The 25852-nt window shown below is 66.3% G+C and carries 14 protein-coding genes; 7 read left to right on the forward strand and 7 right to left on the reverse strand.

All coding sequences use genetic code 11. From position 1 onward, the window contains the following. Window positions 1-6 precede the first annotated feature (6 nt). The 5 genes from ACCQ12_RS10145 to ACCQ12_RS10165 are packed head-to-tail and all read right to left on the reverse strand — an operon-like array spanning window position 7 to window position 4931. The gene (locus ACCQ12_RS10145) at window positions 7-1308 is read right to left on the reverse strand and encodes an NAD(P)H-dependent oxidoreductase (protein ID WP_047695142.1); all 1302 of its coding nucleotides are present in this window, start codon (window positions 1306-1308) and stop codon (window positions 7-9) included. After that, window positions 1305-1886: a dTDP-4-dehydrorhamnose 3,5-epimerase gene (gene rfbC / locus ACCQ12_RS10150; protein WP_355603163.1), complete on the reverse strand. Its 582-nt coding sequence runs from the start codon at window positions 1884-1886 to the stop codon at window positions 1305-1307. The genes ACCQ12_RS10145 and rfbC overlap by 4 nt, the downstream gene beginning before the upstream one ends. Further along, entirely contained in the window at window positions 1883-2932 is a 1050-nt protein-coding gene (locus ACCQ12_RS10155; RefSeq protein ID WP_047695139.1) for an NAD-dependent epimerase/dehydratase family protein, read from the reverse strand. The genes rfbC and ACCQ12_RS10155 overlap by 4 nt, the downstream gene beginning before the upstream one ends. Before the next feature lie 2 nt (window positions 2933-2934). Continuing rightward, a complete protein-coding gene (gene rfbF / locus ACCQ12_RS10160) occupies window positions 2935-3708 on the reverse strand; it encodes a glucose-1-phosphate cytidylyltransferase (RefSeq protein WP_104580641.1) in 774 nt (257 codons plus the stop codon). A 38-nt stretch (window positions 3709-3746) separates the two neighbouring features. Next, window positions 3747-4931, reverse strand: coding sequence for a glycosyltransferase family protein (locus ACCQ12_RS10165; RefSeq protein ID WP_372383507.1), 1185 nt, complete (start codon window positions 4929-4931; stop codon window positions 3747-3749). 233 nt (window positions 4932-5164) lie between these two features. On the opposite strand from ACCQ12_RS10165, the gene ACCQ12_RS10170 reads away from it, so the two are divergent. From ACCQ12_RS10170 to ACCQ12_RS10190, 5 genes are all read left to right on the forward strand, one after another. Further along, window positions 5165-6325 carry an NAD(P)/FAD-dependent oxidoreductase gene (locus tag ACCQ12_RS10170; RefSeq protein ID WP_372383593.1) on the forward strand — a complete coding sequence of 387 codons (1161 nt, stop codon included), beginning with the start codon at window positions 5165-5167 and terminating at the stop codon, window positions 6323-6325. Then, window positions 6316-6624: a hypothetical protein gene (locus ACCQ12_RS10175; RefSeq protein ID WP_047695135.1), complete on the forward strand. Its 309-nt coding sequence runs from the start codon at window positions 6316-6318 to the stop codon at window positions 6622-6624. Before ACCQ12_RS10170 ends, ACCQ12_RS10175 begins: the two co-directional genes overlap by 10 nt. Window positions 6625-6861: 237 nt before the next feature. Next, a complete protein-coding gene (locus ACCQ12_RS10180; RefSeq protein WP_039411372.1) occupies window positions 6862-7119 on the forward strand; it encodes a KGG domain-containing protein in 258 nt (85 codons plus the stop codon). A 604-nt stretch (window positions 7120-7723) separates the two neighbouring features. Then, complete coding sequence (locus ACCQ12_RS10185; protein WP_039411375.1) at window positions 7724-8233, forward strand: ferritin-like domain-containing protein; 510 nt, start codon at window positions 7724-7726, stop codon at window positions 8231-8233. Between the two features lie 113 nt (window positions 8234-8346). Continuing rightward, a complete protein-coding gene (locus ACCQ12_RS10190) occupies window positions 8347-9267 on the forward strand; it encodes a M14 family metallopeptidase (RefSeq protein ID WP_372383508.1) in 921 nt (306 codons plus the stop codon). A 99-nt stretch (window positions 9268-9366) separates the two neighbouring features. Here ACCQ12_RS10190 and ACCQ12_RS10195 read toward each other — a convergent pair whose 3' ends face one another. Then, window positions 9367-11178, reverse strand: a complete 1812-nt coding sequence (locus ACCQ12_RS10195) for an EAL domain-containing protein (protein WP_372383509.1) — start codon at window positions 11176-11178, stop codon at window positions 9367-9369. A gap of 369 nt (window positions 11179-11547) precedes the next feature. Between ACCQ12_RS10195 and ACCQ12_RS10200 the strand changes: the two genes are divergently transcribed. Together ACCQ12_RS10200 and ACCQ12_RS10205 are read left to right on the forward strand one after the other, a co-directional pair. Then, a complete protein-coding gene (locus tag ACCQ12_RS10200) occupies window positions 11548-11802 on the forward strand; it encodes a hypothetical protein (protein ID WP_372383510.1) in 255 nt (84 codons plus the stop codon). 104 nt (window positions 11803-11906) lie between these two features. Then, window positions 11907-22106 carry an autotransporter-associated beta strand repeat-containing protein gene (locus tag ACCQ12_RS10205; RefSeq protein ID WP_372383511.1) on the forward strand — a complete coding sequence of 3400 codons (10200 nt, stop codon included), beginning with the start codon at window positions 11907-11909 and terminating at the stop codon, window positions 22104-22106. Between the two features lie 269 nt (window positions 22107-22375). Here ACCQ12_RS10205 and ACCQ12_RS10210 read toward each other — a convergent pair whose 3' ends face one another. After that, window positions 22376-25144 (reverse strand): S8 family serine peptidase, encoded by a 2769-nt coding sequence (locus ACCQ12_RS10210; RefSeq protein WP_372383512.1) that lies wholly within the window; start codon window positions 25142-25144, stop codon window positions 22376-22378. Window positions 25145-25852 lie beyond the last annotated feature (708 nt).

Raw genomic sequence — 25852 nt, forward strand, 5'->3', positions numbered from 1 at the left:
CTGCGGTCAGGCGGCCGGCACGGCAGCGTTGCCGAACATGTCGGCCTGCTCGGCGCGCAGGCGGTCGATCAGACGGTGCCCGGGAAGCTGCACATCGTCGTAGCTGAGCACCTGGTCCTTGCGCACCGCATGGCGCAGCACGCAGCCTTCGGCCACGCCCATCGGCAGCAGCCGCGCCCCTGCGGTGAGGTCGGCACGCTCGCACTGGCCGTAGCTCATGTAACCGCCCAGCCCGTCGATGATCTCGCCTGCGGCAAGGTCGCGCTTGGCGGTGGCGACCACCTCGACCAGCGGCGCCCCCAGCGGCTGCAACACCGCATCGCCCATCAACACCACGCGCGCAACCGACAACGGCACCTCGAAATGGCACAGGTGATACGGCGTGTAGAAGCTGTACAGCGGGCCCTCGCCGAGCTTGTAGAGATTGAGATAGTGCCGCTGCCTGGCATCGTCGTGGCTGGCCAGCACGAACACGCCCGGCGAGGGCAGGGCGCCGACCACGTAATCCACCGCGCCTCCGGCCGCGCGCAAGGCGTCGATGTCGTAGCGCGTGGTCAACTCGTCCACATGCCCGCGGTGCGTGTAGCCGGTCATGCCACGCTGCAGGATCGACATGCCGGTGCCATTGGCCACGATGGCCTGTTCGAAGCTGATCTTGGTGCCGTCGGCGAAGCTGGTCACCATGTGCGGGTCCTGCCCCCACTGCGCCGCAAATGCGGCTTGCGTGGCCGGGGTGCGATACGGGTCCTGCAGTCCCTTGATGTTGCCGCACAGCAACGGGGTCAGGCCGATCGAGCGCACGAAGCGGTACAGGTTCATCTGTACGCCCGGCTGGTCGCCATCGCAGGCACTGAAGATCACCCCGGCCGCGTCGGCCTTGCGCTTGAGCAGCGGGCCGACGGTGCCATCGAGCTCGGCATTCATCGTGACCATATGGCGGCCGTTGGCGATCGCGCCCAGGCTGATGCGGGCGCCGTAGTCGATGGCGCCGGTGGCATCGATCAGGCAATCCAGGCCGGCGCATTCGTAGACCAGCGCCGGGTCGTCGGTGACGGCCGGGATGCCGGCAGCGATCTGGCGCTGCAAGGCGCTGGCGCCATCGACCAGCTGCGCCTGTTGGCCGGCCTGCCGATAGGCCTCCAGCGCCTTGTCCACGCTGCGGTTGCAGATCACCGCCACGCGCATGCCCGGCACTGCCTGGGCGATCTGGTTGACCAGCCCGCGCGCCATGAAACCGGCGCCGTACAACCCCACCTGCAACGGGCGCCCGGCGGCTGCACGCGCCTGCAACAAGCGATCCACGTTCATGCGCGCTCCTGCGCGGTGAGCCCGGCCAGCAGGGGAATGCCGTGGGCCTGCGCATCGAAGTCCGGCCAGCCGGTGTCCTTGTCGGAGACGCACTGCGGTACGCGCGGCCAGCGCACGCCGATGCGCGCATCGTCCCAGCGCAGCCCGCGTTCGGCCTGCGGTGCATACATGGCACTGGCGAAGTACAGCGCTTCGGTCTGCGGCTGCAGGGTGATGAAGCCATGCGCAAAGCCGCGCGGCACATACAGCGCCAGACGGTTGTCGGCACTGAGCTCGGTGCCGTACCACTGCAGATAGGTGGGCGAATCCGGGCGCAGGTCGACGATGGCATCCCACAGCGCCCCGCCGATGCAGCGCACGATCTTGACCTCGGCGGCGGGCGGCAACTGGTAGTGCATGCCGCGCAAGGTGCCGGCTTCGGCATTGAACGAGTTGTTGACCTGGACGAACGCAGAGGCCAGACCGGCCTGCGCCATTTCGTCGCTGCAGAACACCCGTGCAAACCAGCCGCGCGCATCGCCGCGCGGTTCCGGCGCGATCACGAACGCACCTGCCAGCGGCGTGGGGTGGAAGATCATGCCGCTGCCCTCAGGTCCGCTGCCAGCGTGCCCGCGTCGACCAACTGCTGCAGGATCCGCAGGCGAATGAAGTCCGAGTTCCGGCGGAAGTCGCGATCATCAAAGCCGGCACGCTGCAGGTCATCGCGCAGTTCGGTGATGGTGGAGCGCAGTGTCTCCTGCGGCTGATGCGCAGGCGCCAACCGTTCGAACAGGGAGAAATCCACCCGGTAGGAGCGGTTGTCTGCCGGTGCATCGGCGCAAACCGACACGCTTGCGCTGGGGAATGCCACACCCACGGCCTGGGCGAGATCGCGGATCTGCACGTTCCAGCGCTGCGCGCCCGCATTGACGAACAGGAACTGCCCACCGTTGTCCGGTGCGCGACGCGATGCCCAGTCGATGGCACGTGCCATGTCGCGCACGTGGATCAGTGGCCGCCACGGCGAGCCGTCCGACAGCACCTCGACGCTGCCGTTGGCCACCGCACCGGCGACGAAATCGTTGAGCACCAGGTCCAGCCGCAGCCGTGGCGACGCGCCGCATGCAGTGGCAAAGCGCAGGCAGGTGATCACCATGCGGGTGTCCAGGCGCGCGAGCGCACGTTCGGTGTCGATCTTGGAGTGCGCATAGGCGGTCAGCGGCGCGACATCGCTGCGCTCGGACCGCGGCGTGCCATCGGCTGCTGCGCCATACACGCTGCAGCTGGACGCGAACACGAAATGCCCCACGCCCGCCTGCGCGGCAGCCTCTGCCACGGCGACGCTGGCACGGCAGTTGATCGCATCGGTGACCTGCTCGAAGCGCTTGCCCATCGCATCGTTGGAAATCGCCGCCAGATGCACCACCGCGTCGAACCCGCGCAGCTGCTGCGCATCGAGATCGCGCACATCGCCGAACCACTGCTGGTCCAGCACCACTTCCGGCAGCCGTCGCGGGTCGGACAGGCAGTGCGCAAACCAGCCGCGGTCGATGCCGACCAGCCAGGCCTGCGGATAGCGCTGACGTAGGTGCGCGGCCACGACCGGGCCGATATAGCCCATGTTGCCGGTGATCAGAATGCGCATGCTTACTCCCACACGCGCCAGGGCGCGCGATTGGTGGACCAGAGGGTTTCCAGATGGTTGCGGTCGCGCAAGGTGTCCATGGGCTGCCAGAACCCGTCGTGGCGATAGACACTCAACTGGTCGCGGTCGACCAGCGCTTCCAGCGGGCTGTTTTCCCAGACCGTGCTGTCGTCCTCGATCACGTCGATCACTTGCGGGTCGAGCACGAAGAAGCCCCCGTTGATCAGTCCATCGCCGTCGACCGGCTTCTCGCGGAAACCGGTCACCTGCCCACCGTCCAGGCGCAGTGCGCCAAAGCGCCCCGGTGGCTGCACGGCGGTGACCGTGGCCAGCCGTCCTTCGCGGTGATGCAGCGCGATGGCCGCACCGATGTCGATGTCGGCCACGCCGTCGCCATAGGTCATGCAGAACGCCGATTCGCCGCGCAGATGCTCACGCACCCGACGCAGGCGCCCGCCGGTCATGGTCTGCGCCCCGGTGTCCACCAGCGTCACCCGCCACGGCTCGGCGCGGGTGTTGTGCAAGGTGGTGGTATTGCTGCCGAGGTCGCAGGTCACGTCCGACTCGCGCATGTGGTAGTTCATGAAGAAATCCTTGACCACCTCGCCGCGATAGCCCAGACAGACGATGAAATCCTGGATGCCGTGATGGGCGTAGATCTTCATGATGTGCCAGAGGATCGGCTTGCCGCCGATCTCCACCATGGGCTTGGGGCGGATGGCGGTTTCCTCGGAAAGGCGCGTGCCCAGTCCGCCCGCCAGAATGACTGCTTTCATTGCTGATCCCTCGATCTGAAACACATGCGGCGCTGCGGTCACGCGGTCAAGCTCATCGCCAGCGTCGGCGGGGAGGCGGCGTGCTCGGCCATGGCGGCCAGACTGTCGAGCAGGGCGATGCGCTCGGCCAGCAACGGTGGGCGCGGCAACTGCAGGGTGTCGAGCACCTGCGCCCAGCGGTGTGCCCAATCGTGCCGGCGCAGTGACTGCACCGTGTTGTGGACGCGCGCCCGTGCCAGGCGGTCGGTCTGCTGCTCCAGCTCCTGCAGGAAGGCGCCAATGTCGTCCAGTGCCGGCGGCAGCTCGATCACCGCGTCCTCCCAATCGAAGAACTGGCCGAACTCCGGGCAGCGTTGCGCCGAGCCGACGATCACGGCGCCGCCTGCCGCGCCTTCGAAATACCGTGTGGCCAACGCCTGCTTTTGCACGCCCTTGAAGACGCCTGCCGTATCCACGGTGAAGTCGTGTGCCATGAAGAACTTGGCGCGCTTGATCATCGCCGCGGACTGCAAGCGATGCGCAGACCAGTCCGGCACCGCGCCGCCGCGCAGCGCATCGTGCAGGTAGAAGAACTCCGGGTGTGCCCGCGCATGGTCGAGCAGTTGCGCATGGACCTGGGGCATGCGCCGCCCGATGCTCAGCACATCGATGCAGCGCTGCGGCGGCCGTGGCACGGGGGTGGCCAGCACGGTGTCGCAGGCGCTGGCCAGAAACGACACCGGCGTGCGGGTGTACTGCTGCAATGCATCCACGCAACTGGCATTGAGCACGAACACGTGATGGAACTGATCCAGCACCTGCAGCTCGGCTTTCTGCGAATGCAGCAGTTCCGGCCAGGTCTCCAACAGGTACACCGCACGCAGCTGGCAGCGCTGGTGCCAGCCATCGATGCGCGCGAGCGTGCTCAACTCCTTGGGAAACTGGCACACGTAGAAGAACAGGTCGTAGTCACGGTCCAGCCGCTGCGGTTGCGCATTGGACAGGGCGGGGCGGCCGCTCAAACGCCGCAGCGCGGACACACTGCGATACGCAAGCTCGTTGACCAGGTACGACACGCTCGGAGTGACGCCGCGTCCGCTTGTATAGTCCGCTGCCGGCGGACACAGCAGCTGTGCATGTTCCAGGTTGCGGACGACGTTGAGCAATGCATACGCCTGTCCATTGAATGCTTCTGGCCAGGCCTGGTAGTTGGAGGCCAGCAAGACCGAACGCGGTGCGTCCATTGAAACTCCTTTGACCAATGCACATCCGAACCGTGCGACCGATGGTCGCGCGCGGGTGGAGTGGATGTGCATGTGTCGAATGCGGCAGGGGAGGCCACTCAAAAACAGCTGTAAACGTGGCGAAACGCACATCGATAGTAGGATCTGATCGTGAGAAGCCAGTGAGAACGGTCGCAACAACCCGCGCATTGCGCCGGGTCGCTACACTGGCCCGCCGTCGAACGAGCGTAGTCATGCATGACGTCGAATGCATCGTGGTGGGCGCAGGCGTCGTCGGGCTCGCCATCGCACGTTGCCTCGCCGTGCAGGGCCACACGGTGCTGGTGCTGGAGTCGGAAGCGGCCATCGGTACGGGCACCAGTGCGCGCAGCAGCGAGGTGATACATGCTGGTCTGTACTATCGGCCCGGTTCGTTGAAGGCACGGTTGTGCGTCCGCGGTAATGCCTTGCTCTATGCGTACTGCGCACACCGCAACGTGCCGCACCGACGCTGCGGAAAGCTCGTCGTCGCCTGCGATCACGCACAGCAGCAACAACTCGATCGCCTGCAGCACAGTGCGGCGCTCAGTCATGCCCCCGCATTGGTTCCGCTCAGCGCTGCCCAGGTCCGCGCCCGCGAGCCCGCACTGCAGTGCGTCGCTGCACTGGAATCGCAGAGCACCGGCATCGTCGACAGCCATGCGCTGATGTTGGCATTGCAGGGCGATGCACAGGCGCACGGCACCACCTTCGCGTTACGCACGGCGGTGCAGCGCGTCGAACCGGTGGCGCAGGGAGTGCGCGTGGTGATTGCCGACGATTCTGCCACCTCGCTCACCTGCCGCTGGTTGATCAATGCGGCCGGTCATGGCGCGCCATCGCTGGCCGCTACGATCGCGGGCCTACCCGCGCATGCGCAGGTGCAGGCGTACTTCGCCAAGGGCAGCTATTTCACCCTGGCCGGTCGGGCTCCGTTCCGGCAGCTGATCTATCCGCTGCCCGAGCCGGGTGGGCTGGGCGTGCATCTCACCCTCGACCTGCACGGCCGGGCGCGTTTCGGCCCGGACGTGGAATGGGTAGCGCAACCGGACTATGTTTGCGCACCTGCGCCGACGGCCGCGTTTGTCGCTGCCATCCGCCGGTACTGGCCAGGCCTGCCGGACGATGCCCTGCAGCCCGGCTACTGCGGCGTGCGCCCGAAGATCCACGGGCCGGAGCTTGCGGACGCGGACTTCCGCATCGATGGACCGGCACGGCACGGCATCCCTGGCCTGGTCAATTTGTTCGGCATCGAATCGCCGGGGCTGACCGCGTGCCTGAGCATCGCCGAACATGTGCTGGCGCTGCTGCAGGAACACCCGGCTCCTGTCGACACACCTCCGACCGACCCAAAGGTGGGCACCGCATGTATCTGATCCAGTTGCTGCTGCCGCTGACCGATAACCAGCGCCAGCCGTTTGCATCGAGCCTGTTCGACCGTGTCCACAGCGAGCTGGCCGAGCGCTTCGGTGGCATCACCGCCTACACCCGGGCGCCGGTGAGCGGGGCCTGGCGGGAAGATGGCGCACAGTTGGTGCGCGACGACCTGGTGATCTACGAGGTCATGGCCGACACCCTGGATACAGCCTGGTGGCACAGCTATCGCGCCGATCTGGAACGGCGCTTTCGGCAGGACCAACTGATCGTCCGCGCGCATGACGTCACCTTGCTCTAGCGGCGCCGGAGGCCTCGGAGTGATGCCGTTCGGGTTGGGCTGGTAGCGCTACCTGCCTTTGCACCGCAACGGGTCCGGCGCAGCTCGGGTAGGTGTGCAAGATTTGCACAGCGAGCGCAGCGGTTTTTTCCTGCCTGTGTCCGTCTGCCCCCGCCGGGCCTGGTGTTTCGGGTTGGCACGATTGTTGCGGTAAGCCCATTACCCAATGACGTACCCGAAGCATCGAGAGGAGGCACAGTGGAAGACGGTCAGAACAGTACTCGTAGCCGGCGCGGCTTTGCCGCATTGGACCCGGAAAAGCGCCGCCTGCTGGCCAGCAGCGGTGGCAAGGCCGCGCATGCCAGCGGCAATGCGCACGAATTCACCAGTGACGAGGCACGCGAAGCAGGTCGGAAGGGCGGCCAGGCGGTGAGCCGCGATCGCGATCATATGTCGCGTATCGGCAGCAAGGGCGGGCGCTCCAAGCAGGCCAAGCCACAGGAAGAATCCGCGTAACCCGCAGCGGCATGCGAGGGCATGCCGACGCGGCGCGTGGAATGCAGGCCCTGCGCCATGCGGCGTGGGGCCTGCTGCGTTTTGCGCCGGGCGCTTGCTACGGGCCTGGTAGACAATCGATTGCACGCCGCCGGCCTCGACAGCAGCCATGGTGAGGTCGCGACAAACGCGGCAGCGATAACTGCCTGATCCGAAACGTGCCGACGCGCCGAGCGGAAATTTTTGCACCCCTGCAACTGCACGCCATCGATTGCAGGGAAAAATTTCGCTGTTGGCCGTACGCAGGGCGCACGGTCGGCAGAATTTGCAGGGGCGTGGACGAGCGCCTTGCCTGCGCGGCAAGAAAGTTGACGATGCATGTGGTGTGGTCAGCCGTGACCACGCACGATGCCGGGCGCAACGTATCTTGCCCCGGGTCTGAAGCCCACGCTCCTGAGGCCCGCGCTGCCCAAGCCGGCGGCTACCAGATGCGCTGCGCTGTCACGCATGCAGCCCCCATGTCAACGGCGTGTGCAAGCGCCACGCAACATTCACTCCAAGCAGCCGCATCTTTCATGCGCTGCGGGCCAGGCTGGAGCCATCGCACACCAACAGGAGATTGCACATGGCCGAACCCAAAGAGAATTTGATGGACTGGCTGCGCGACGCGCATGCCATGGAGCAGCAGGCCGAGCAGATGCTCAAGGCCCAGGCTGCGCGTATCGAGCACTACCCCAAGCTCAAGGCGCGCATCGAGCAGCATCTGGAAGAGACCCTGGGCCAGCAGCGCCTGGTCGAGTCCTGTATCGAACGCCTCGGCGGCTCGCCGTCGGTGATCAAGGACACCATGGGCAAGATGGCTGCCTTTGGCCAGGCGATGGGCGGCATGACCACCTCCGACGAGATCGTGAAGGGAGCGATGGCCAGCTACGTGTTCGAGAACCTGGAGATCGCCACCTACACCGCGCTGCTGGGCGCGGCAAAGACGGTGGGCGACATCGAGACCCAGCGCGTATGCGAGCAGATCCTGCCGCAGGAGCAGGCCATGTCCGACTGGCTGCTGGCGCATCTGCCCGAGCTGACCGAAGAATTCCTGGTCCGCGATGCCACACCGGGCGTCACTGCCAAGAAGTGAACCTGGTCTGCCGGTGATTGACGGCAGCCCGATGGGCCCCGCACTGCGGGGCCTTTTTTGTTTCTGCAACGCAAGCGCTTACCCTTGCGCCCTCTCTGGCAATGGTTTTACGTATGACTCCGCATTCCGGCTACCCGATCGGCACCCCTGGCCACGCCTGGGGCGAAGACGAACGCAACGCATGGCGCGCCCGTCAGCGCGTGCAGCGCAGTCACAGGGACGAGGTTGTGCGTCCGATCGAGGCCTTGGCCGACCGCTACGAACTGATTCCCTACGGCACTGTCGTTGCCGAACAAACCCGGTACCCGTTGCTGGCGCTGCGCAGCGCCCGCTGGGACCCGCGCCTGCCGTGCGCGCTGGTGACCGGCGGCGTGCATGGCTATGAGACGAGCGGGGTCCACGGCGCACTGCAGTTCCTGCAGCTGCGCGCAGCCGATTACGCGGGCACGTGCAATCTGCTGGTCGCGCCCTGCGTCAATCCGTGGGGCTATGAGCGGATCCAACGCTGGAACGCCGAGGCAGTCGACCCCAATCGTGCGTTCCGCGCCAACAGCCCGGCTGCAGAATCGGCGGCACTGATGCAACTGGTGGCGGCCACCGCTGGCTCGATGCTGGTGCATATCGATCTGCATGAGACCACCGACAGCGACGAGAGCGAGTTCCGTCCTGCGCTGGCGGCACGCGACGGCGTGGCGTTCGTTCCCGGCAGCATTCCGGACGGCTTCTATCTGGTTGGCGACAGCGAAGATCCGCAGCCCGCCTTTCAGCAGGCGGTGATCGCTGCGGTGGAGCAGGTGACGCATATTGCGCCGGCCGATGCGCAAGGCCAGCTCATCGGCGCGCCGGTGGCCGGCCATGGCGTCATCCATTACCCGGTGCGGCGTCTGGGCCTGTGTGCGGGAGTCACGAACGCACGCTATCGCACCACCACCGAAGTCTATCCGGACAGCCCGCGCGCCACGCCTGCACAATGCAATACGGCGCAGGTGACGGCAATCTGCGCGGCGCTGGATTACGCGCTGCCACATCGCTGAGCGGCCTGCGCCAGCACGTCGCGTTCAACCTGCCGCCTTGATGTGTAACTGAGGTGGCCGGGCCACGGCAGGGCGCCGCATGCGCCCCAGGCACGCAGGTCAGGGCAGCCGGCGACGTGCGCTGGCCTCCTGCACGTAGGCGGCGACCACGTGGGCTTCCATTGGCTTGGACAGCAGATAGCCCTGCGCTTCATCGCAGCCCCAACTGCGCAGCAGCGCGATCTCGTCGGCATGCTCGATGCCTTCGGCGACGGTGCGGTATCCCAGGGCGCTGGCCAGCCGTACCACTGCTTCGGCGCGCATCTGCATGCCGGCCTTGGTGGCGATGCCGGTGACCAGTGACCGATCCAGCTTGAGCACATTGACCGGCAGTTCGGTGAGATAGCCAAAATTGCTGTAGCCCGTACCGAAGTCGTCGATCGCCACGCTGACCCCGGCGTCGCGCAGGGCGCGCAGGCGTGGCACGGCCTCCACATTGCTGCGCAACCAGCGCCCCTCGGTGATTTCCAGCTCGATCCGCGTGGTCGGAATGCCCAGGTCGTTGCAGCGGTTGATCACGTCCGCGGCCAGATTGATGTTGCCGAAATCGCGCGAAGACAGGTTGATCGAGATGCAGAAATCCAGCCCCTGGGCGCGCCATTGCGCCAACTGCGTCAGGGCGCTCTCGATCACCCAGTTGGTGACGGTGCACATCAGCGCGGTCTTTTCGAACAGCGGGATGAATTCATCCGGGCCAATCGGTCCCAGACTGGCGTGATGCCAGCGCAGCAGCGCCTCGAAACCGATGACCGACAGGTCCTCCAGATCGATACGCGGCTGGAACACCAACCGGAAGTCGCCGGCGTCCAGCGCCTTTTCCGCATCCAGCGCCAGGCGGTACGAGCGTTGGATGGCGTCGTCCTGCGAGGCGCTGTACCAGCACACCACGGCATGGTTGTTGATCGCATCGCCCAGCGACACCAGGCCCTTGCGCATGACATCGTTGGTGTCCGGCTGCTGCGGCGCGAAGCGCACCACACCGGCATGGAAGGTCAGCGACATCGGTACGCCGGCCGCGTCCACCGGTTTGTGCAGCATGTCGCGCAGGTCCAGCAGCAGGTCCTCCATTTCGTCCGGCGCGGAGTTCAGAAGGAAGAACGCAAAGCGCATCGGCGCGACGTGGTAGACCGTGGCCTTGCCACGCAGCGCACGGGTCAGCACGAGGCTGGCATGCCTGATCAATTCCTCCAGCGGCTGCATTCCGAGTGCCTGACGTGCCTCGTTGGCAGCCTGCGTGTCGTAGACCTCGATGAAGGCGGCGATGGTCGGCACGGCATGGCTGCCGAAGGCGAGCGCATCCAGATCCGATTGCAGCTGACGCGCATTGAGCAGGCCGCTATGCGGCTCGCGGCGGCCGGCACCGAATTGCAGTTCCAGCTGCGCAGCTGCCACGTTGGCAAACATCAGCAGCTGTTGATGCTCCTGACTGGCCAGCCTGCGTTCGCGCGTATCGATCACGCACAAGGCGCCCGTGATCCCGGCTTGCGGCGCGCCGACCTGCACGCAGGCGATGAAACGTGCGGGAAGACCCGGGAATGCCGCATCGCCGAGCTGGATCGGCGCGAGCGCCGCGTGTTCGATGAGTTCGAACACGCCATTGGCCGACGCCGGCACACGCTCACACAGGGCCATGGCTTGTTCGACATGGCTGGTGCTGATGCCGCGCGCCGCAAGAACCCGCATGCGGCCGCCTTCGGTAATGGTCAACGCGGCGGCCGGCGCTACCAGTGCATGGCACACCAGCCGTGCAATCTGCTCCAGCGGTTCCATTCCGCCGAGATCGATTGGCACACCTGACCAGTCGAACTGGCGGTCCTGCGTTTTGTCGTCCAGAGCAAGCGTCATGTCGTCAGGTTCCGTGTTGAAGATCACACACTGCATGGCTACTAGAAACAAACCGGGGTCATCGATGAGTGACGACCTGCGCCGTCATATTCCATCACACACTCCTCACCCGTTGCCCGGAGCGCCGGAAGTAACAAGCGCGACCGCGGCATGCGATTAATAATTTAAAGGGCTGAGCACGGATGCGATATACCAATAACGCATCGGACAATCGGCGTCGACCATTGCAGTGGCTATATCGATCCAAACGGACTCAGGCAGATAATCCCTTGCCGCTCCTGTATTGCAGTGCGAGATGGTTTCCAAAACCATGTCGACATATCGCTCGGCTCGCTTTCACCTGCGTTATTCAATGAGCTCGCTTGATGAATTCAGCCAGAGCAGCGCGATGACCGTATGGCTCTGGACGCCAAGCCGCTGATATCGCAAGGAAATATACCTCGCAAGAACGAGTTTCTCGCTCGCGATTCCCGGCACTTCACGTCTAAGCGGGCAGATGCAAACTGGTTCGCAGATTATATCCGTGCAACAGGTGCGTTCAAGGTTATTGATATTCGTCACAGTTTAATTCGAGGCGGATCGCCTATTAATCTGCGCAGTCGGCTGACGGGATTGGTATTAATCATTATCGACCTCAAGCGACTGAGCTGAAGCGGCTCACGCTTTCAGCATCTCGATCGTTAGTTCACTCGTCTTCGGGGGCGCGTGTGCGTGTGCACGCAACTTCTTAGCGCGGCTATCAGGGGGGAATCAGGATGAATCGTGCATTTGCGCTTGTCTGGAATGCGGCCATTGGCAATTGGGTGGTCACGCATGAATTGGTACGGCGGCGACGTAAACCTGGGTCCACACGCCGCGCACTGCCGAGCCTGGTCATTCTTGCGGTGGGGGCCGCCGCGCCAGCGCTGGCCTGGGGCGCGTGTACACCGGCCCTGCCTGCGGCGGGCGCAACCGTCACCTGCACGGGCCTGGCGCTGACCGGCAATGCGTTTGCGAGCAGCGCGAACAACCTGACCGTCAATGTCGCATCCGGTACGCAGATGACCGCCGGTTTGCTCGGTGGCACCGCCATCGCACTGAACGGCACCAACGCGACGCTCAACAACAGTGGTTCGATCGATCCGTCCGTGCTCGGCCTGCTGTCCGTGTTGAGCAGCGGCGTCACCATGGGCAATGCGACGTCCACGTCGGTGGTGGCCAACAATCTTCTCGGCGGCAGCATCTACGGCACCGGAGGCCTGCTGGGAGCGAACCTGCTCAATCTCGACGGCATGGCGCTGGGCCTCACCTCGGCCAACAGCGGTGTCGTGCAGATCAACAATGCTGGCCTGATCAGCAACCGTCCGCTGCTCAACCTGTCGGTGCTGGGGGCCGATACGCCGGTGATTGCAGTCACGGGCGGCGGAACCGTCAACGCGGTCAACACCGGCACCATCGAGGGGCGCGTCGGCTTTCAGAGTTCGGCCACAGGCAACAGTTTCGTCAATGCCGGCACCATCACCGGTAGCGTGTCGATGGGTGCCAACAGCACCAACACCTTCACCGCAGTCACCGGCGGCAGCATCGGTAATGGCGGTGGCCTGGCGCTGGAATTGCTGGGCCCCAGCGGCCTGCTGACTTTTGCGCGCACCGGTGTCGTGGACGGTGGTGCCGGCGGCACCAATACATTGATCCTGCAGAACGCCGTCACCGGGACCGGCAGTGGCACCACCGGCGCCGGCACCGTGAGCACGGATCAGTACATCAATTTCGGCAGCCTGCGCGTCAACAGCGGTACCTGGACCTTGGGTGGTGCAAGCAACTTCGGTAGCAGCGCGCTCAATGGTGGCGTCCTGCAATTTTCGACACCGGCGCAGCTCGGTACCGCGATCACTGCCAATGGCGGCACCTTGGAATCCACTGCCGCCGGCCTGACCCTGGCGCCCGCCGGTGGCATCACCCTCGCTGCCGGCGGCCTGACGGTGCAGGGCAGCAATGCCCTCACCATCGGCAGCACGCTGGCCGGTGTCGGGGCACTGACCAAGACCGGGACCGGCGGATTGACTCTAACCGGGACCAACACCTTCAGCGGCGGCGTCAACCTGGGTGCCGGTGCAGTGACCGTTGCCAACAACAGCGCGTTGGGAACCGGCACCGTGACCGCTGCCGGTGGCAGCCTGGTGGCCGGCACCGCCCTCAACCTGCCGAACGCGGTCGTGCTCAATAGCGCGCTCGGCATCGGCGGTACGAACAACGTGCGCCTGGGAGGCGCCATCAGTGGAACCGGAGCACTGAACAAGACCGGCACGGGCACGCTGACCCTTGGCGGGACCAACACCTATGCCGGCGGCACCACCCTGAGTGCCGGCACGACCGTGCTGGAAACCGCTGGCGCACTCGGCACCGGCACCGTCACTGCGGCAGGCGGGCTGCTGGATACGACGGCGCCATTGACCTTGGGCAATACATTCGCGCTGAACAGCTCTCTGGGCCTGGGCGCCAGCGGCAATGCGCTCACCTTGAGCGGCACGCTTGCAGGGACGGGCGGCCTTACCAAGACCGGCACCGGCGCACTCACGCTCAATGCTGCAAACACCTATACGGGCGGTACCACGCTCGCCGCCGGCACCCTGCAGGTGGGCAATGCGGCTGCACTGGGCACCGGTGCGTTGAATGTCACCGGCGCCTCCAACCTGAGCACCAGTGCGTCGCTGACCCTGAGCAACGCCGTCAACCTGTCCGGGCCCCTAAGCTGGACCGGCGCCCAGGCCCTGACGTTGGGCGGTGTCGTCAACGGAAGCGGCAGCCTGATCAAGAGCGGCGCGGGTGATCTCACGCTGTCCAACACCAATGGCTACACCGGTGGCACCACGCTGAGCAGTGGACGCTTGGTAGTCGGTAACAATGCCGCCCTTGGCACCGGTACCCTCACTGCCAGCGGTGGCGTGCTCGATGCAGCGGCTGCGGCCACGCTCAGCAATGCCATCGCACTGACCGGCAGCGTAGGGGTGGGCAGCAATGGCACCGCCCTGAATCTGGCGGGCACCATCAGCGGCACCGGTGCATTGAGCAAGCTCGGCACCGGCACCCTTACCGTGGGAGGGCTGAACACCTATAGCGGCGGCACCACCCTCAGTGCCGGCACCTTGCAGCTCACCAATGGCAACGCGCTGGGCAGCGGCGCGCTGAACGTCACCGGCAACGCCAACTTGCAGGGCACCACGCCGACGGTGCTGAGCAATGCGATCGCGCTCGCCACGGGCGCGCTGACGCTCGACGGCGCGCAGGCGCTGACCTTGAACGGCGGCATTACCGGTGCCGGCAGCCTGGTCAAATCCGGAAGCGGCGATCTCACCCTGAGCGGAACCAATGCGTACACCGGCGGCACCACGCTGAGCGCGGGCAAGCTCACCATCGGCAGCAACAGCGCCCTGGGTGTCGGCGCGCTCACCGCCGCGGCGGGAACCACGCTGGATACCCTTGCAGTCAGCACGCTCGCCAATGCCATTGCACTGACCGGCTTGGTCAACATCGCGGGCAGTAATGCACTCTCACTCACTGGCGACATCACCGGCGTCGGCAGCCTGGACAAGCTCGGCCCCGCCAGCCTCACCCTGGCCGGCAACAACAGTTATGCCGGCGGCACGCGTCTGACCGCCGGCAGCCTGCTGCTGGGCAGCGATGCAGCGCTGGGCACCGGAACCTTGACCGTTGCCGGCGGCCTGCTGGATGGCACGGCCGCGCGCACGCTCACCAACAGCGTGGTGCTGGATGCCGATCTGCTGCTCGGCGGCAGCCAGGATCTTTCGCTCACCGGGCTTGTCAGTGGTGCCGGCGGCCTGGTCAAGGACGGCAACGCGACGCTCACGCTGACCGGTACCAACACGTTTGCCGGCGGTGTGGATCTCAACGCGGGGGCACTGCTGATCGGCACGGGCGCCGCCTTGGGCAGCGGCGCGTTGACCGCAGCCGATGGCACGCAGCTGCAGGCCACGACGGCCACCACGGTAGGCAACGACGTCACCTTGAACGGCGCGCTGTCGCTCACCGGCAACAACGCCCTCGACCTGAGCGGCACCGTGAGCGGTGCAGGCAGCCTGATCAAACAGGGCACCGGCGCACTGACGCTGACCGGCAATAACCTCTACACCGGCGGTACCGCGTTGAACGCCGGCGCCCTGGTGCTCGGCAGCAACACCGCGCTCGGCACCGGGGCACTCACCGCAGCCGATGGCACGCAACTCACTGCGGGCACAGCGCTCAGTCTGCAGAATGCGCTCACGGTGAACGGCGCACTCGGCATCGACGGTGAGAACCTGACACTCAACGGCGTCATCGATGGTGCAGGAAGCCTGGTCAAAAGCGGAACCCAGACCCTCACCCTCAACGGCGCCAATACCTGGGGCGGCGGCCTGCAGCTGCAATCCGGTGGGCTGGTGGCAGGCAGCGATACCGCGTTGGGCATCGGCACGCTGACGGCGGCCGGTGGCACCACGCTGGATGCAAGCACCTCGGTGAACCTGGCAAACGCGCTCGCGTTGAACGGCGCATTGCGCGTGCCGGGCACCCAGGACATCGCATTGAACGGGGTGATCAGCGGTGCCGGGAGTCTCGACAAGCAGGGCACGGCGACGTTGACCCTGGGCAATGCCAATACGTTCAGTGGTGGCGTCACGCTGGATGCAGGCCGGCTGGTGCTCGGCAATGCGGCGGCCTTGGGCGCAGGCGGCCTGCTGGTTGGCGGACCAGCGCAACTGGACACCACGGCGGCGCTGAATGTGGGCAACGCGGTGCAGTTGGACGACCAGCTCAGCCTGGACGGCAGCAACGACCTGACCTTGAGCGGTGTGGTCAGCGGGACCGGCGCCCTGATCAAGAATGGCGCCACCACCTTGTCGCTCACGGCCGGCAACAGCTACGGCGGGGGCACCACACTCAACGCCGGCACCATTGCGGTCGGCGCAGACACCGCGCTGGGCACCGGCAGCCTGTCGGTTATCGGCAACGCGGTGTTGAGCAATGCCATTGCGGTGGCGCTGGGCAATGGCATCGATCTGGGTGCGGCACTCACCGTCGACAACGCAGCGGACATGCTGGCCAGCGGCACGATCAGCGGTGCGGGCGGCCTGACCAAGACCGGTCTGGGCACCTTGACCCTGAGTGGCAGCAATACCTACACCGGCCCGCTCGCGATCCAGACCGGCACGCTGGTGGCCAGCACTGCCGCCTCGCTCGGAAACGCCAGCACGGTCGATGTGGCCGCTGGCGCGTCCTTGAACCTGACCAGTGGCGGCTTGATCAACGCCCTCAGCGGCGCCGGCAGCGTCGATACCGATGCCGGCGCCGCCTTGCAGCTGGGCAGTGGCGACTTCGCCGGCAGTCTGGGGGGGGGCGGTAACCTGGACAAGGTCGGCGCCGGCACCGTGCGGCTGCTGGGCAACAGCCTGATCGGAGGCGCCACGCAGGTCAGCGCCGGCACCCTGGACGTGATTGGCAGCCTGGGCACCAGCGCGTTGAATGTGGCGCTGGGCGGCACCCTGACCGGTAGCGGCAGCAACGGCAGCATTGCCAGTGGAGTGACCATCGGCGACGGCGGGCGGCTGGCATTGACCAGTGGCTCCTCGCTCAGCGTCGGCGGTCTGACGCTGGCACCGGGTGCCTTGCTGGATGTCTCGCTTGCGGCGCCGAGCACCACGCGTCTGCTCGCGGTCAACGGCAATCTCACCCTGGACGGCACGCTCAACATCACCGACATCGGCGGCTTCGGTTCCGGCGTCTATCGATTGATCGACTACACCGGCGCGTTGACCAATAACGGCGTGCTGTTCGGGACCATTCCGGGCAGTGTCGACATCAGCCAACTCGCACTGCAGACCGCCATCGGACAACAGATCAACCTGGTGGTCACCGCGCCGGGCAGCATCGTGCAGTTCTGGGACGGCGTGCAGACCGTGGCCAACGGCACGGTCGATGGCGGCGCGGGTGTGTGGGGTGCCGCCACCAACTGGACCGGCCAGGATGGCACGGCCAACAGCACCTGGCAGGGCGACTTTGCGGTGTTCTCCGGCACCGCCGGCACGGTAGGCGTGCAGGGCACGCAAGGCGTGGGTGGGCTGCAGTTCGTGACCGACGGCTACCGCCTGAGCGATGCCGGTGGCGGTGCGCTGGACCTGACCACGCCGCTCACCGCCATCCGTGTCGACCCAGGCGCCACGGCCACGATCGACGTCGCTGTCTCCGGCGTCGGTGGCATTGAAAAACTCGACACCGGCACCCTGGTCCTGGATGCAGCCAACAGCTACACCGGCGGCACCGCGCTCGGCGGCGGCACGCTGGTGCTGGGCGATGCGCAGGCGCTGGGCACTGGCACCTTGACGGCTGCGGCCGGCACCAACCTCGATAGCAACCAGGCATTGGCGGTAGGCAATGCAGTGGTGCTCGACGGCGCGGTCAATATGCTCGGCAGCAACGACCTGGCATTGTCCGGGTCGATCAGCGGCGCGGGCAGCCTGATCAAGAGTGGCACCAGCACGCTCACGCTCGATGGCGCCAACAGCTACGCAGGTGGCACGGTGTTGAACGCCGGCACGCTGGCGGTTGGCAGCAACACGGCGTTGGGCAGCGGCAGCCTGTCGGTGTTGGGCAATGCCAGCTTGAGCAACGCGATCGCCCTGGCGTTGGGCAACAGCATCAACCTGGGCGCGGACCTGAGCATTGCCAATGCAGCCGATCTGGCGCTGACCGGCACGCTCAGCGGCACCGGTGCGTTGACCAAGACCGGCCTGGGCACCTTGACCCTGTCCGGCGCCAACAGCTTCAGCGGTCCGGTGGCCGTGCAGGCCGGCGTGCTCGCCACGTCCGCTGCCGGCGGTCTGGGCACCACCAGCGCGGTGGATGTGGCGGCAGGCGCCGGATTGTCGCTGGGCGGCAATGCCGCGCTGGGCGCGGTGACCGGGCAGGGCAACGTCGCCATCCTCGGCGGCACCACCTTGCAGCTCGGCGTCAACGACGTCGGCAGCAGCTTTGCCGGCAGCCTGAGCGGTGCCGGCAGCCTGGACAAGGTGGGCAACGGCACCGTGCAGCTCACCGGTGCCAGCGCACTGGGCGGCACCACGCAGATCTCCGGCGGCACGCTGGATGTGGATAGCACGCTCGCCAGCATCGGCGGGGTCAACGTGGGCACCGGCGCCACGCTGAGCGGCAGCGGCGTGGTCGATGCGGCTGTCACCGTCAACGACGGTGGTCGGCTGGTGGTGACCAGTGGTGCAGTGTTGACCACCGGCAGCTTGAACATGGCACCCAACGCCACGCTCGATGCGTTGCTGGGCACGCCCAGCCAGACCGGTGTGCTGGCGGTCAACGGCGACCTGACCCTGGATGGCACGCTCAACATCACCGACATCGGCGGCTTCGGCACGGGTGTGTATCGCCTGATCGATTACGTCGGCGCGCTGACCAACAATGGGCTGGATATCGGCACGCTGCCCGGCACCATCGACCCGACCCAGCTGACGCTGCAGACCGCACTCGCCCAGCAGGTCAACGTGGTGGTGCTGTCGCCTGGCAGCAATGTGCAGTTCTGGGATGGCGCGCAGACCGTGGCCAACGGCAGCGTCGATGGCGGAACCGCCGCATGGACCGCGGGCGGCACCAACTGGACCTCGATCGACGGCCTCACCAACAGCGCCTGGCAGAACAGCTTTGCAGTGTTCGCCGGCAGCGCCGGCACGGTGGGCGTGCAGGGCACCCAGGGCATCACCGGCATGCAGTTCATCACCGATGGCTATGTGCTCGGCGATGGCGGAGCAGGCGCGCTGAGCGCCAATGCCGCCACCACCATCATCCGGGTGGACCCCGGTGTCACCGGCACGATCGATGTCGCCATCGGCGGCACCGGCGCGCTCCAGAAACTCGACACCGGCACCCTGGTCCTGGATGCAGCCAACAGCTACACCGGCGGCACCGCGCTCGGCGGCGGCACGCTGGTCCTCGGCGATGCCCAGGCGCTGGGCACTGGCACCTTGACGGCTGCGGCCGGCACCAGCCTCGATAGCAATCAGGCATTGGCGGTGGGCAATGCAGTGGTGCTGGACGGTGCGGTGAATGTGCTCGGCAGCAACGACCTGACATTGTCCGGGCCGATCAGCGGCGCGGGCAGCCTGATCAAGAGTGGCACCAGCACGCTCACGCTCGATGGCGCCAACAGCTACACAGGTGGCACGGTGTTGAACGCCGGCACGCTCGCAGTTGGCAGCAACACGGCGTTGGGCGGTGGCGCATTGTCGGTCACCGGCGACTCGGTGCTCAGCAATGCGATTGCCGCAGCGTTGGGCAATACGATCAACCTGGGTGCCGTGCTCACCGTGGACAACCCGGCCGACCTGACCTTGTCCGGCAGCCTCGGCGGTAGCGGGGCGCTGATCAAGACCAACACCGGCACGCTGACGCTGGCCGGCAGCAATGCCTACACCGGCGGCACCACGGTCGATGCCGGCACGCTGGTGGGTAACAGTGCGAGCCTGCAGGGCGCCATTGTCGACAACGCCACCCTGGTGTTCGATCAGGCGGCCACTGGCGTCTTCAACGGTTCGATCACCGGCACCGGCGGCGTGGTCAAGGACGGTGCGGGCGCATTGCTGCTCAATGGGGCGAACGGCTACACCGGTGGCACCACCATTGCGGCCGGCAGCCTGATCGGTGACACCACCAGCCTGCAGGGCGACATCACCAACAACGCAGCACTGGTGTTCAACCAGACCACCGGCGGCGTGTACGCCGGTGTGGTCAGCGGCACCGGGTCGCTGGAAAAGACCGGCACCGGTGTCCTGCAGCTCACCGGCAGCAACAGCTACACCGGCGGCACGTTGGTCAGTGCGGGCAGCTTGATCGGCAACACCGCCAGCCTGCAGGGCAACGTGGTGGACAACGCCACGCTGGTGTTCGACCAGGCCACCGATGGCACGTTTGCCGGTGCCGTCAGCGGTACCGGCAACGTGGTGAAGCAGGGGGCCGGCGTCCTGACGCTTGCCGGGACCAACACCTACGGCGGCGGCACCACCATTGCCAGCGGCACGTTGCAGGGCACCACCGTCAGCCTGCAGGGCAATATCCTCGACAACGCAGTGCTGGTGTTCGATCAGGCCGGCGACGGCAGCTTTGCCGGCAACATCAGCGGCAGCGGCACGCTGATCAAGAACGGCGCTGGTGCCGTCACCCTGGATGGGGTCAACAGCTATCTCGGCGGCACCGCCGTCAATGCCGGAACGCTGATCGGCGACACCGACAGCCTGCAGGGCAACATCGCCAACAACAGCGCGCTGGTGTTCCTGCAGAACGCCAATGGAACCTACGCCGGCACGCTGTCGGGCACCGGCACTCTGCTCAAGGATGGCCTGGGCACGTTGCTGGTCACCGCAGACAGCAGCGGGTTCACCGGCCCGACCACCATCAGCGCGGGCACCCTGAGCGTGGGCAATCCGGCCAACCCGGGCGCCGCCCTCGGCGGGCCAGTGACGGTCGGACCGGGCGGTACGCTGACCGGCAGCGGGACCATCGGCAGCCTCACCACGTCCGGTGGCACCCTGGCGATCGGCGGGACCACCGGCACCGTCACCATTGGCGGCAACGCCACCATCGGCCCCGGTTCCACCGTGCAGGTCACGCCGGGCAACGGCGGTGTGGTGACGCCGGTGACGGTGGGCGGCGCCGCGACGCTGGCACCGGGCAGCACCTTGCAGGTGGTGCGTGCGGCCGACCTGCCATTGTTCACCGAGATTCCGGTGATCAACGCCGCCGGCGGGCTGAGCGGGCAATTCACCAACGTCATCTCCGACTATGCCTTCATCGACCCGAATGTCAGCACCAGCGCAACCGGGCTGTCGGTCTTCTTCGGCCGCAACACCACCGGCATGGTCGATGCGGTGACCACGCCCAACCAGCAGTCCACCGCCGCCGCAGTGGACGGCCTGCCCACCACCAGCCCGGTGTACCAGGCCGTGGTCCGTCTCCCGGACGATGCGCAGGCGGTGGCCACCGCGTTTGCGTCGCTGTCGGGCGAAAGCCATGCGAGCACCGCCACTGCGATGCTCGACAGTCGCTTCCTCTACAGCGGCATCGGCAATCATCTGCGTGGCGACAGCCAGGACACCCGTATCGGCGAGACCACGGTGTGGATCACCGGCCGCAGCCTGCCCAACCGGGTCGATGGCGATGCCAATGCCATTTCGGTGCGGCGCGAAGACAACGGCATCATGGCCGGTGCCGAGCGGCGCGTCGGGGAGCGCAGCGTGGTCGGCATTGCGGTGGGCAGCCAGGACATCGAAAGCTGGTCGCGCGAGTGGGGCGACCGGGCCGACATCGACGGTACGCATGTCGGCGTGTATGGCCAGGCCGACTGGTCTGCGTTCTCGCTGCAAGGTGCGGTGGACTACGCCGACTACGGCGTCGACGGCTCGCGTCGGGTGATGCTGCCCGGCGTGCTCGAAGAGCGGCTCACCAGCGATTACGATGCCACCGCCGTTACCGCTTCGCTGGAAGCGTCCTGGAACCTGCGCACCGGCAACGCGGTCTACAGCCCGTTCATCGCGGCCGATTACACCCATCTGAAGACGGATGGGTTCAACGAGCGCGGCGGGATCGCCGCACTGTCGGTCCGCAGCGCCAAGGACGAATTCACCACCAGCACGGTAGGCCTGCGCGGGCGTTGGCAACTGGGAGAGCAGGCTTCGCTCTACGCCTCGGTGGGCTGGCGGCATGCCTTCGGCGACCGTGCCGTGCAGCGCTCGGCGGGCTTTGTCGGCACCGGTGCGCAGTTCTCGGTGCAAAGCGTCACCCTGGCCAAGAATGCAGCCATCGGTGAGGTGGGCGTCAGCGTGATCACCTCGCCCAACAGCCGCATGGCATTGTCGTTGCAGGGACTCAACGGCGACGGCCAGACCGCCTACGGCGGACAGGTGACCTGGGGCTGGAGTTTCTGATCGCAGCAACAGCGTGAACCAACGAGCCCCGGCCTGCCGGGGCTTTTTGGTTTCCGCTCGCTATCGGCAATTCGCCTGGCCAGCGAGCCGGCCCTGCCTCCGGCGCATCGCCTGACCACTGCGGACCTCGGCCACGATGTCGCTCAGCTGCAATTGCATGACCCTCCGCACGGCACCACACAGCAGAAGGCCCCGGCATGCCGGGGCCTTGCAGTGCTGACGCGACACACCCGTCTGACCATGGCATGCCGGGCACGCCATCGTTGCAATCAGAACTGCCAGCGCAGACCGACGTTGGCGTTGATGCTGTTGGAATCCGAACGCCCGCGCTCGGCACCGACGTTGCCATACAGCGAGAACGCATCGTTGAGTTCGTAGCGCACGCCCACCGAGGCGCGCACGGCCTGCCGCGAGACCGGCGTGCCCGCCACGTTGAAGCGTGCTTCCGGCAGACCGGTGAACCAGGCGGTGAAGTCGGCATTCGGATTGCCCAACAGCGAGCGATACGCAACCAGGCCATCGAAGCCCCACTTGCCGTGCACCAGGTGACCACGCACGCCGACTTCGCCATACCCTGCGCGCAGGGTGTCGCTGCCGGCGCTCAGGCCCAACCCGGTCACCGAGGCCTCACTGAACGCGTCCTGGGTCTGGCTGACCACACCTGCCGCCACGAACGGCGACAACCCTGCGTGCGGCATCAGGCCGACTTCGGCGCGCAGCGACCAGTTGGTGTCGTGGCGGCTGTCCTGCAGACGCTCGCCGATGCTGCCGGCCTGCACGTTGCGCTCGGTCTCGACATTGCTCATGCCGTACGACCCGATGCCCGACACATACGCCTGGCCGAGCGGCTGATACAGATACGCCGTCATCGCATAGCGATCCGAGCGCAGACGGCTGGCCGATTCATCGATATGGGCGCGATCCTGGCCCGAGGTCAGCGCCGCGCCCACCACCGTGCCGGCGCCGCCCACCGGCAGATCCACACCGACGGTGGTGGCCTGCTGGGTATAGTCGGCCGAGGCAAAGCCACTGCGGCGCATGTCGCCATCCAGATAGCTGCCCTGCATCCAGGTGGTCAGCGTGGTGGTGTCGGCCAGGTACGGCAGACGATCGGCGGCAACCCGGGCATCGTTGAGTGCGGACTGGAAGCCCAGCGTGCGCTCCACGCCATGCACCTGACCGACCAGCGTCGGCAGCGATGCAGCCACCTGCGCATCGGAAGCCGCCAGCAGCGCGCCGGTGGCGCTGATCAGGCCGCCCAGGTTTGCAGTGTCGCCGGCGGCCACGCGCGTATCCAGCACCTTCACCAGCGTATCGGCCTGGCTTGCCCCGCTGACCACTGCCTGCGGTGCACCGGCCGCCTGCGCGCTCGCCGCCGACGCATTCCGCGTCAAGGTTGCGATGACGGTGGTCGGGTCGTACGCAAGCGAGGCGGTCCAGAAGAAATTGTTGGCGTACTGCACACGGTCGAAGGTGCCTTGCAGGACGCCGGCCTTGACGATCCGTTCGGTGCTGCCGACGGTGTAGCCGGCCGCTTCCGGCAACAGCAGCAGATTGCCCTTCAAGCTGGCCAGGCCGGTGACGGTGAGGCCCTTGCCCAATTCGATGGCGGTGGTGCCGGTCGCGTTGACCAGGCTGTAGCCGCCGTTGATGACACCGCCGCGTGACTCGAAGGTGGCGGAGTTGGCGACCAGAAGATCCGAGCGCAGGCTGCCGGAGAGCGACAGCACGCCATCGACAATGGTGGTGCCGCCGGTGTAGGTATTGGCCCCGCTCAGGGTGAGCTTGCCGGTGCCGTTCTTGGTCAGGCTGCCGGCACCGGAGATATCGTTGCCGAAGGTGCTGTCGTAGCCGGCACCGACGTTGGCCGACCAGTTGCTGGCGAACTGGCCCGGCCCCTTGATGGCCTTGGCCGCATTGACCAGGCCCCAGCCGTACAGCGCATCCACGCCCGGGTCGCCCAGGTCGGTGGCGGTGGTCAGCAAGGTCTGCTGCAGGTTGGACGCGCTCATCCACGGGTACACGCCCAGCACCTGCGCGGCGACGCCGCTGACGGCTGCGGTGGAGAACGAGGTGCCGGCGACCTGGCCCTGCAACTCGGTGCCGGCCAGCGCTGGCGCGGTGAAGCTGCCCGGCGCGACCAGGCACCACTGCGCCGCTGCACCGCAGTGGTTGGAATAGCTGGTCAGGCCCGCGGCATTCCCGGAGCTATCGACATTGATCGCGCCCACGGCCAGCCAGTTGTTGCGCACACTGGCTTCCTGCACCGGCGTGGCCGCCGGGTACGAAGCTTCCGCCGCGCCTTCATTGCCGGTGGAGGCAACGATCAGCGCATCTGCCTGCACCAGCGGGGTCAGTGCGAACCGCCACGCCGCGGCCGCATTGGCGCTGCCGGCGGCATCGGCGTACGACGCGCCCAGCGACAGGTTGGCGATGCGCACGCCGGAGGCGGCCAGATCCACCGCCGCGCGACGCGCCTGCTGGGTACCGCAGGAATTTTCCGCACAGATACGTGCATAGAACAGGTCTGCATCCGGCGCGACACCGCCGGCAAACCCGTCCTGCGCCGAGCCCAGTACCAGCGCCGACACGATCGTGCCGTGGCCGCGCAGCGCATTGGACGACGACTCGGGCGTGCCCGGGCTGGCGGTGTAATCGTTGACGCTATCGACCTTGCCGTTGATCGGCGTGTAGCTCGGCACCAGATTGTCGTCCAGCACCGCCAGCTTCACCCCCTGACCCCGAGCGCCGGCCTGCTGCGCCAGATCGGCATTGATCGGCACCAGCAGGTTACTGCCCACGCCCTGGTAGCGGGCAGGCGCAGGGGTCGGAACCGGCGCGGTCTTGGGCAGCGGGTCGGCGGTGGTGGTGGGGGGCGTCGGCGCAGTCGGCGTCGGTGTCGGCGCTGGCGTTGGCGCCGGCGCGATCACGGTGCTCTGCGGCGGGTCGTTACGGACGTTGCCACCGCCACCGCCGCCGCCACAGGCGGTCAGGACGAGGCAGGAGGCGATGGTTGTTGCAAGCAGCGAGCGATTCATGGGTTGGTCGATTCCGTAGGAGGCGCGCCGCTACTGCTGGATCTGAATCTGGCGCAAAGGGTCCCTGCGCCAGCGATCGCCAGCGAAGGCATATATTTCACGGGTTATTCACTTCGAGGGTTTGCTGGTCCGTCCCCTCGGAGCAGCGCTTGCGACAAACCCGGCTGATGCACGATTGCAATCGCCGCAGCTTGCGGATTGTTTAACGGCGCTATCTGCTGCCTCTAAAATCTGAACGGACAGTTGCTATTCAGAGATAGATCCGCTCGATAGCCATTTACGATTTAATCCATAGCTAAATCGGATTAAAAGGTGCGCGCATGGCCCCGGCCGAAACCGAATGTGACACCGAGCTGGACAATAAGTAGTCACGTTTCTCGAAGGGCGGCAATCCTAGATGAGACCCAAATCGCAGGTAATAGGGGAAACAGCTGGCAGATGTAGGTGTATTGCCCACCCGGCGTAGCGGATTCAAGCGCACGTTAGGGCATCTAACGGGCTCTTCTGCAAGGTGCTGCGTTTGAATATCGGGGGCGCCGCATCCGTACGCTAACCATGGCCTGGACGCCGCGCGATCTATTTATCGGGACGCGGCCACGAGGGTCGGCTGCAATCTTGTCGCGGAGATTGTGCAAAATTCGACGCCATTGGCGCAAAATTACGCAATCGGTTGCATGAAAATGAACGGCTTGAATAATTCTGTTTTTT

This window comes from Xanthomonas sp. NCPPB 1068 (assembly GCF_041479385.2).
Classification (GTDB): domain Bacteria; phylum Pseudomonadota; class Gammaproteobacteria; order Xanthomonadales; family Xanthomonadaceae; genus Xanthomonas; species Xanthomonas cannabis.

What these genes read in the sequence shown, in the direction of transcription:
- ACCQ12_RS10155 (WP_047695139.1), bottom strand. Translation starts at nt 2,932, where the DNA reads ATGCGCATTCTGATCACCGGCAACATGGGCTATATCGGCCCGGTCGTG.
- ACCQ12_RS10205 (WP_372383511.1), top strand. Translation starts at nt 11,907, where the DNA reads ATGAATCGTGCATTTGCGCTTGTCTGGAATGCGGCCATTGGCAATTGG.
- rfbC (WP_355603163.1), bottom strand. Translation starts at nt 1,886, where the DNA reads ATGATCTTCCACCCCACGCCGCTGGCAGGTGCGTTCGTGATCGCGCCG.
- ACCQ12_RS10170 (WP_372383593.1), top strand. Translation starts at nt 5,165, where the DNA reads ATGCATGACGTCGAATGCATCGTGGTGGGCGCAGGCGTCGTCGGGCTC.
- ACCQ12_RS10165 (WP_372383507.1), bottom strand. Translation starts at nt 4,931, where the DNA reads ATGGACGCACCGCGTTCGGTCTTGCTGGCCTCCAACTACCAGGCCTGG.
- ACCQ12_RS10210 (WP_372383512.1), bottom strand. Translation starts at nt 25,144, where the DNA reads ATGAATCGCTCGCTGCTTGCAACAACCATCGCCTCCTGCCTCGTCCTG.
- ACCQ12_RS10145 (WP_047695142.1), bottom strand. Translation starts at nt 1,308, where the DNA reads ATGAACGTGGATCGCTTGTTGCAGGCGCGTGCAGCCGCCGGGCGCCCG.
- rfbF (WP_104580641.1), bottom strand. Translation starts at nt 3,708, where the DNA reads ATGAAAGCAGTCATTCTGGCGGGCGGACTGGGCACGCGCCTTTCCGAG.
- ACCQ12_RS10185 (WP_039411375.1), top strand. Translation starts at nt 7,724, where the DNA reads ATGGCCGAACCCAAAGAGAATTTGATGGACTGGCTGCGCGACGCGCAT.
- ACCQ12_RS10190 (WP_372383508.1), top strand. Translation starts at nt 8,347, where the DNA reads ATGACTCCGCATTCCGGCTACCCGATCGGCACCCCTGGCCACGCCTGG.
- ACCQ12_RS10175 (WP_047695135.1), top strand. Translation starts at nt 6,316, where the DNA reads ATGTATCTGATCCAGTTGCTGCTGCCGCTGACCGATAACCAGCGCCAG.
- ACCQ12_RS10200 (WP_372383510.1), top strand. Translation starts at nt 11,548, where the DNA reads ATGGCTCTGGACGCCAAGCCGCTGATATCGCAAGGAAATATACCTCGC.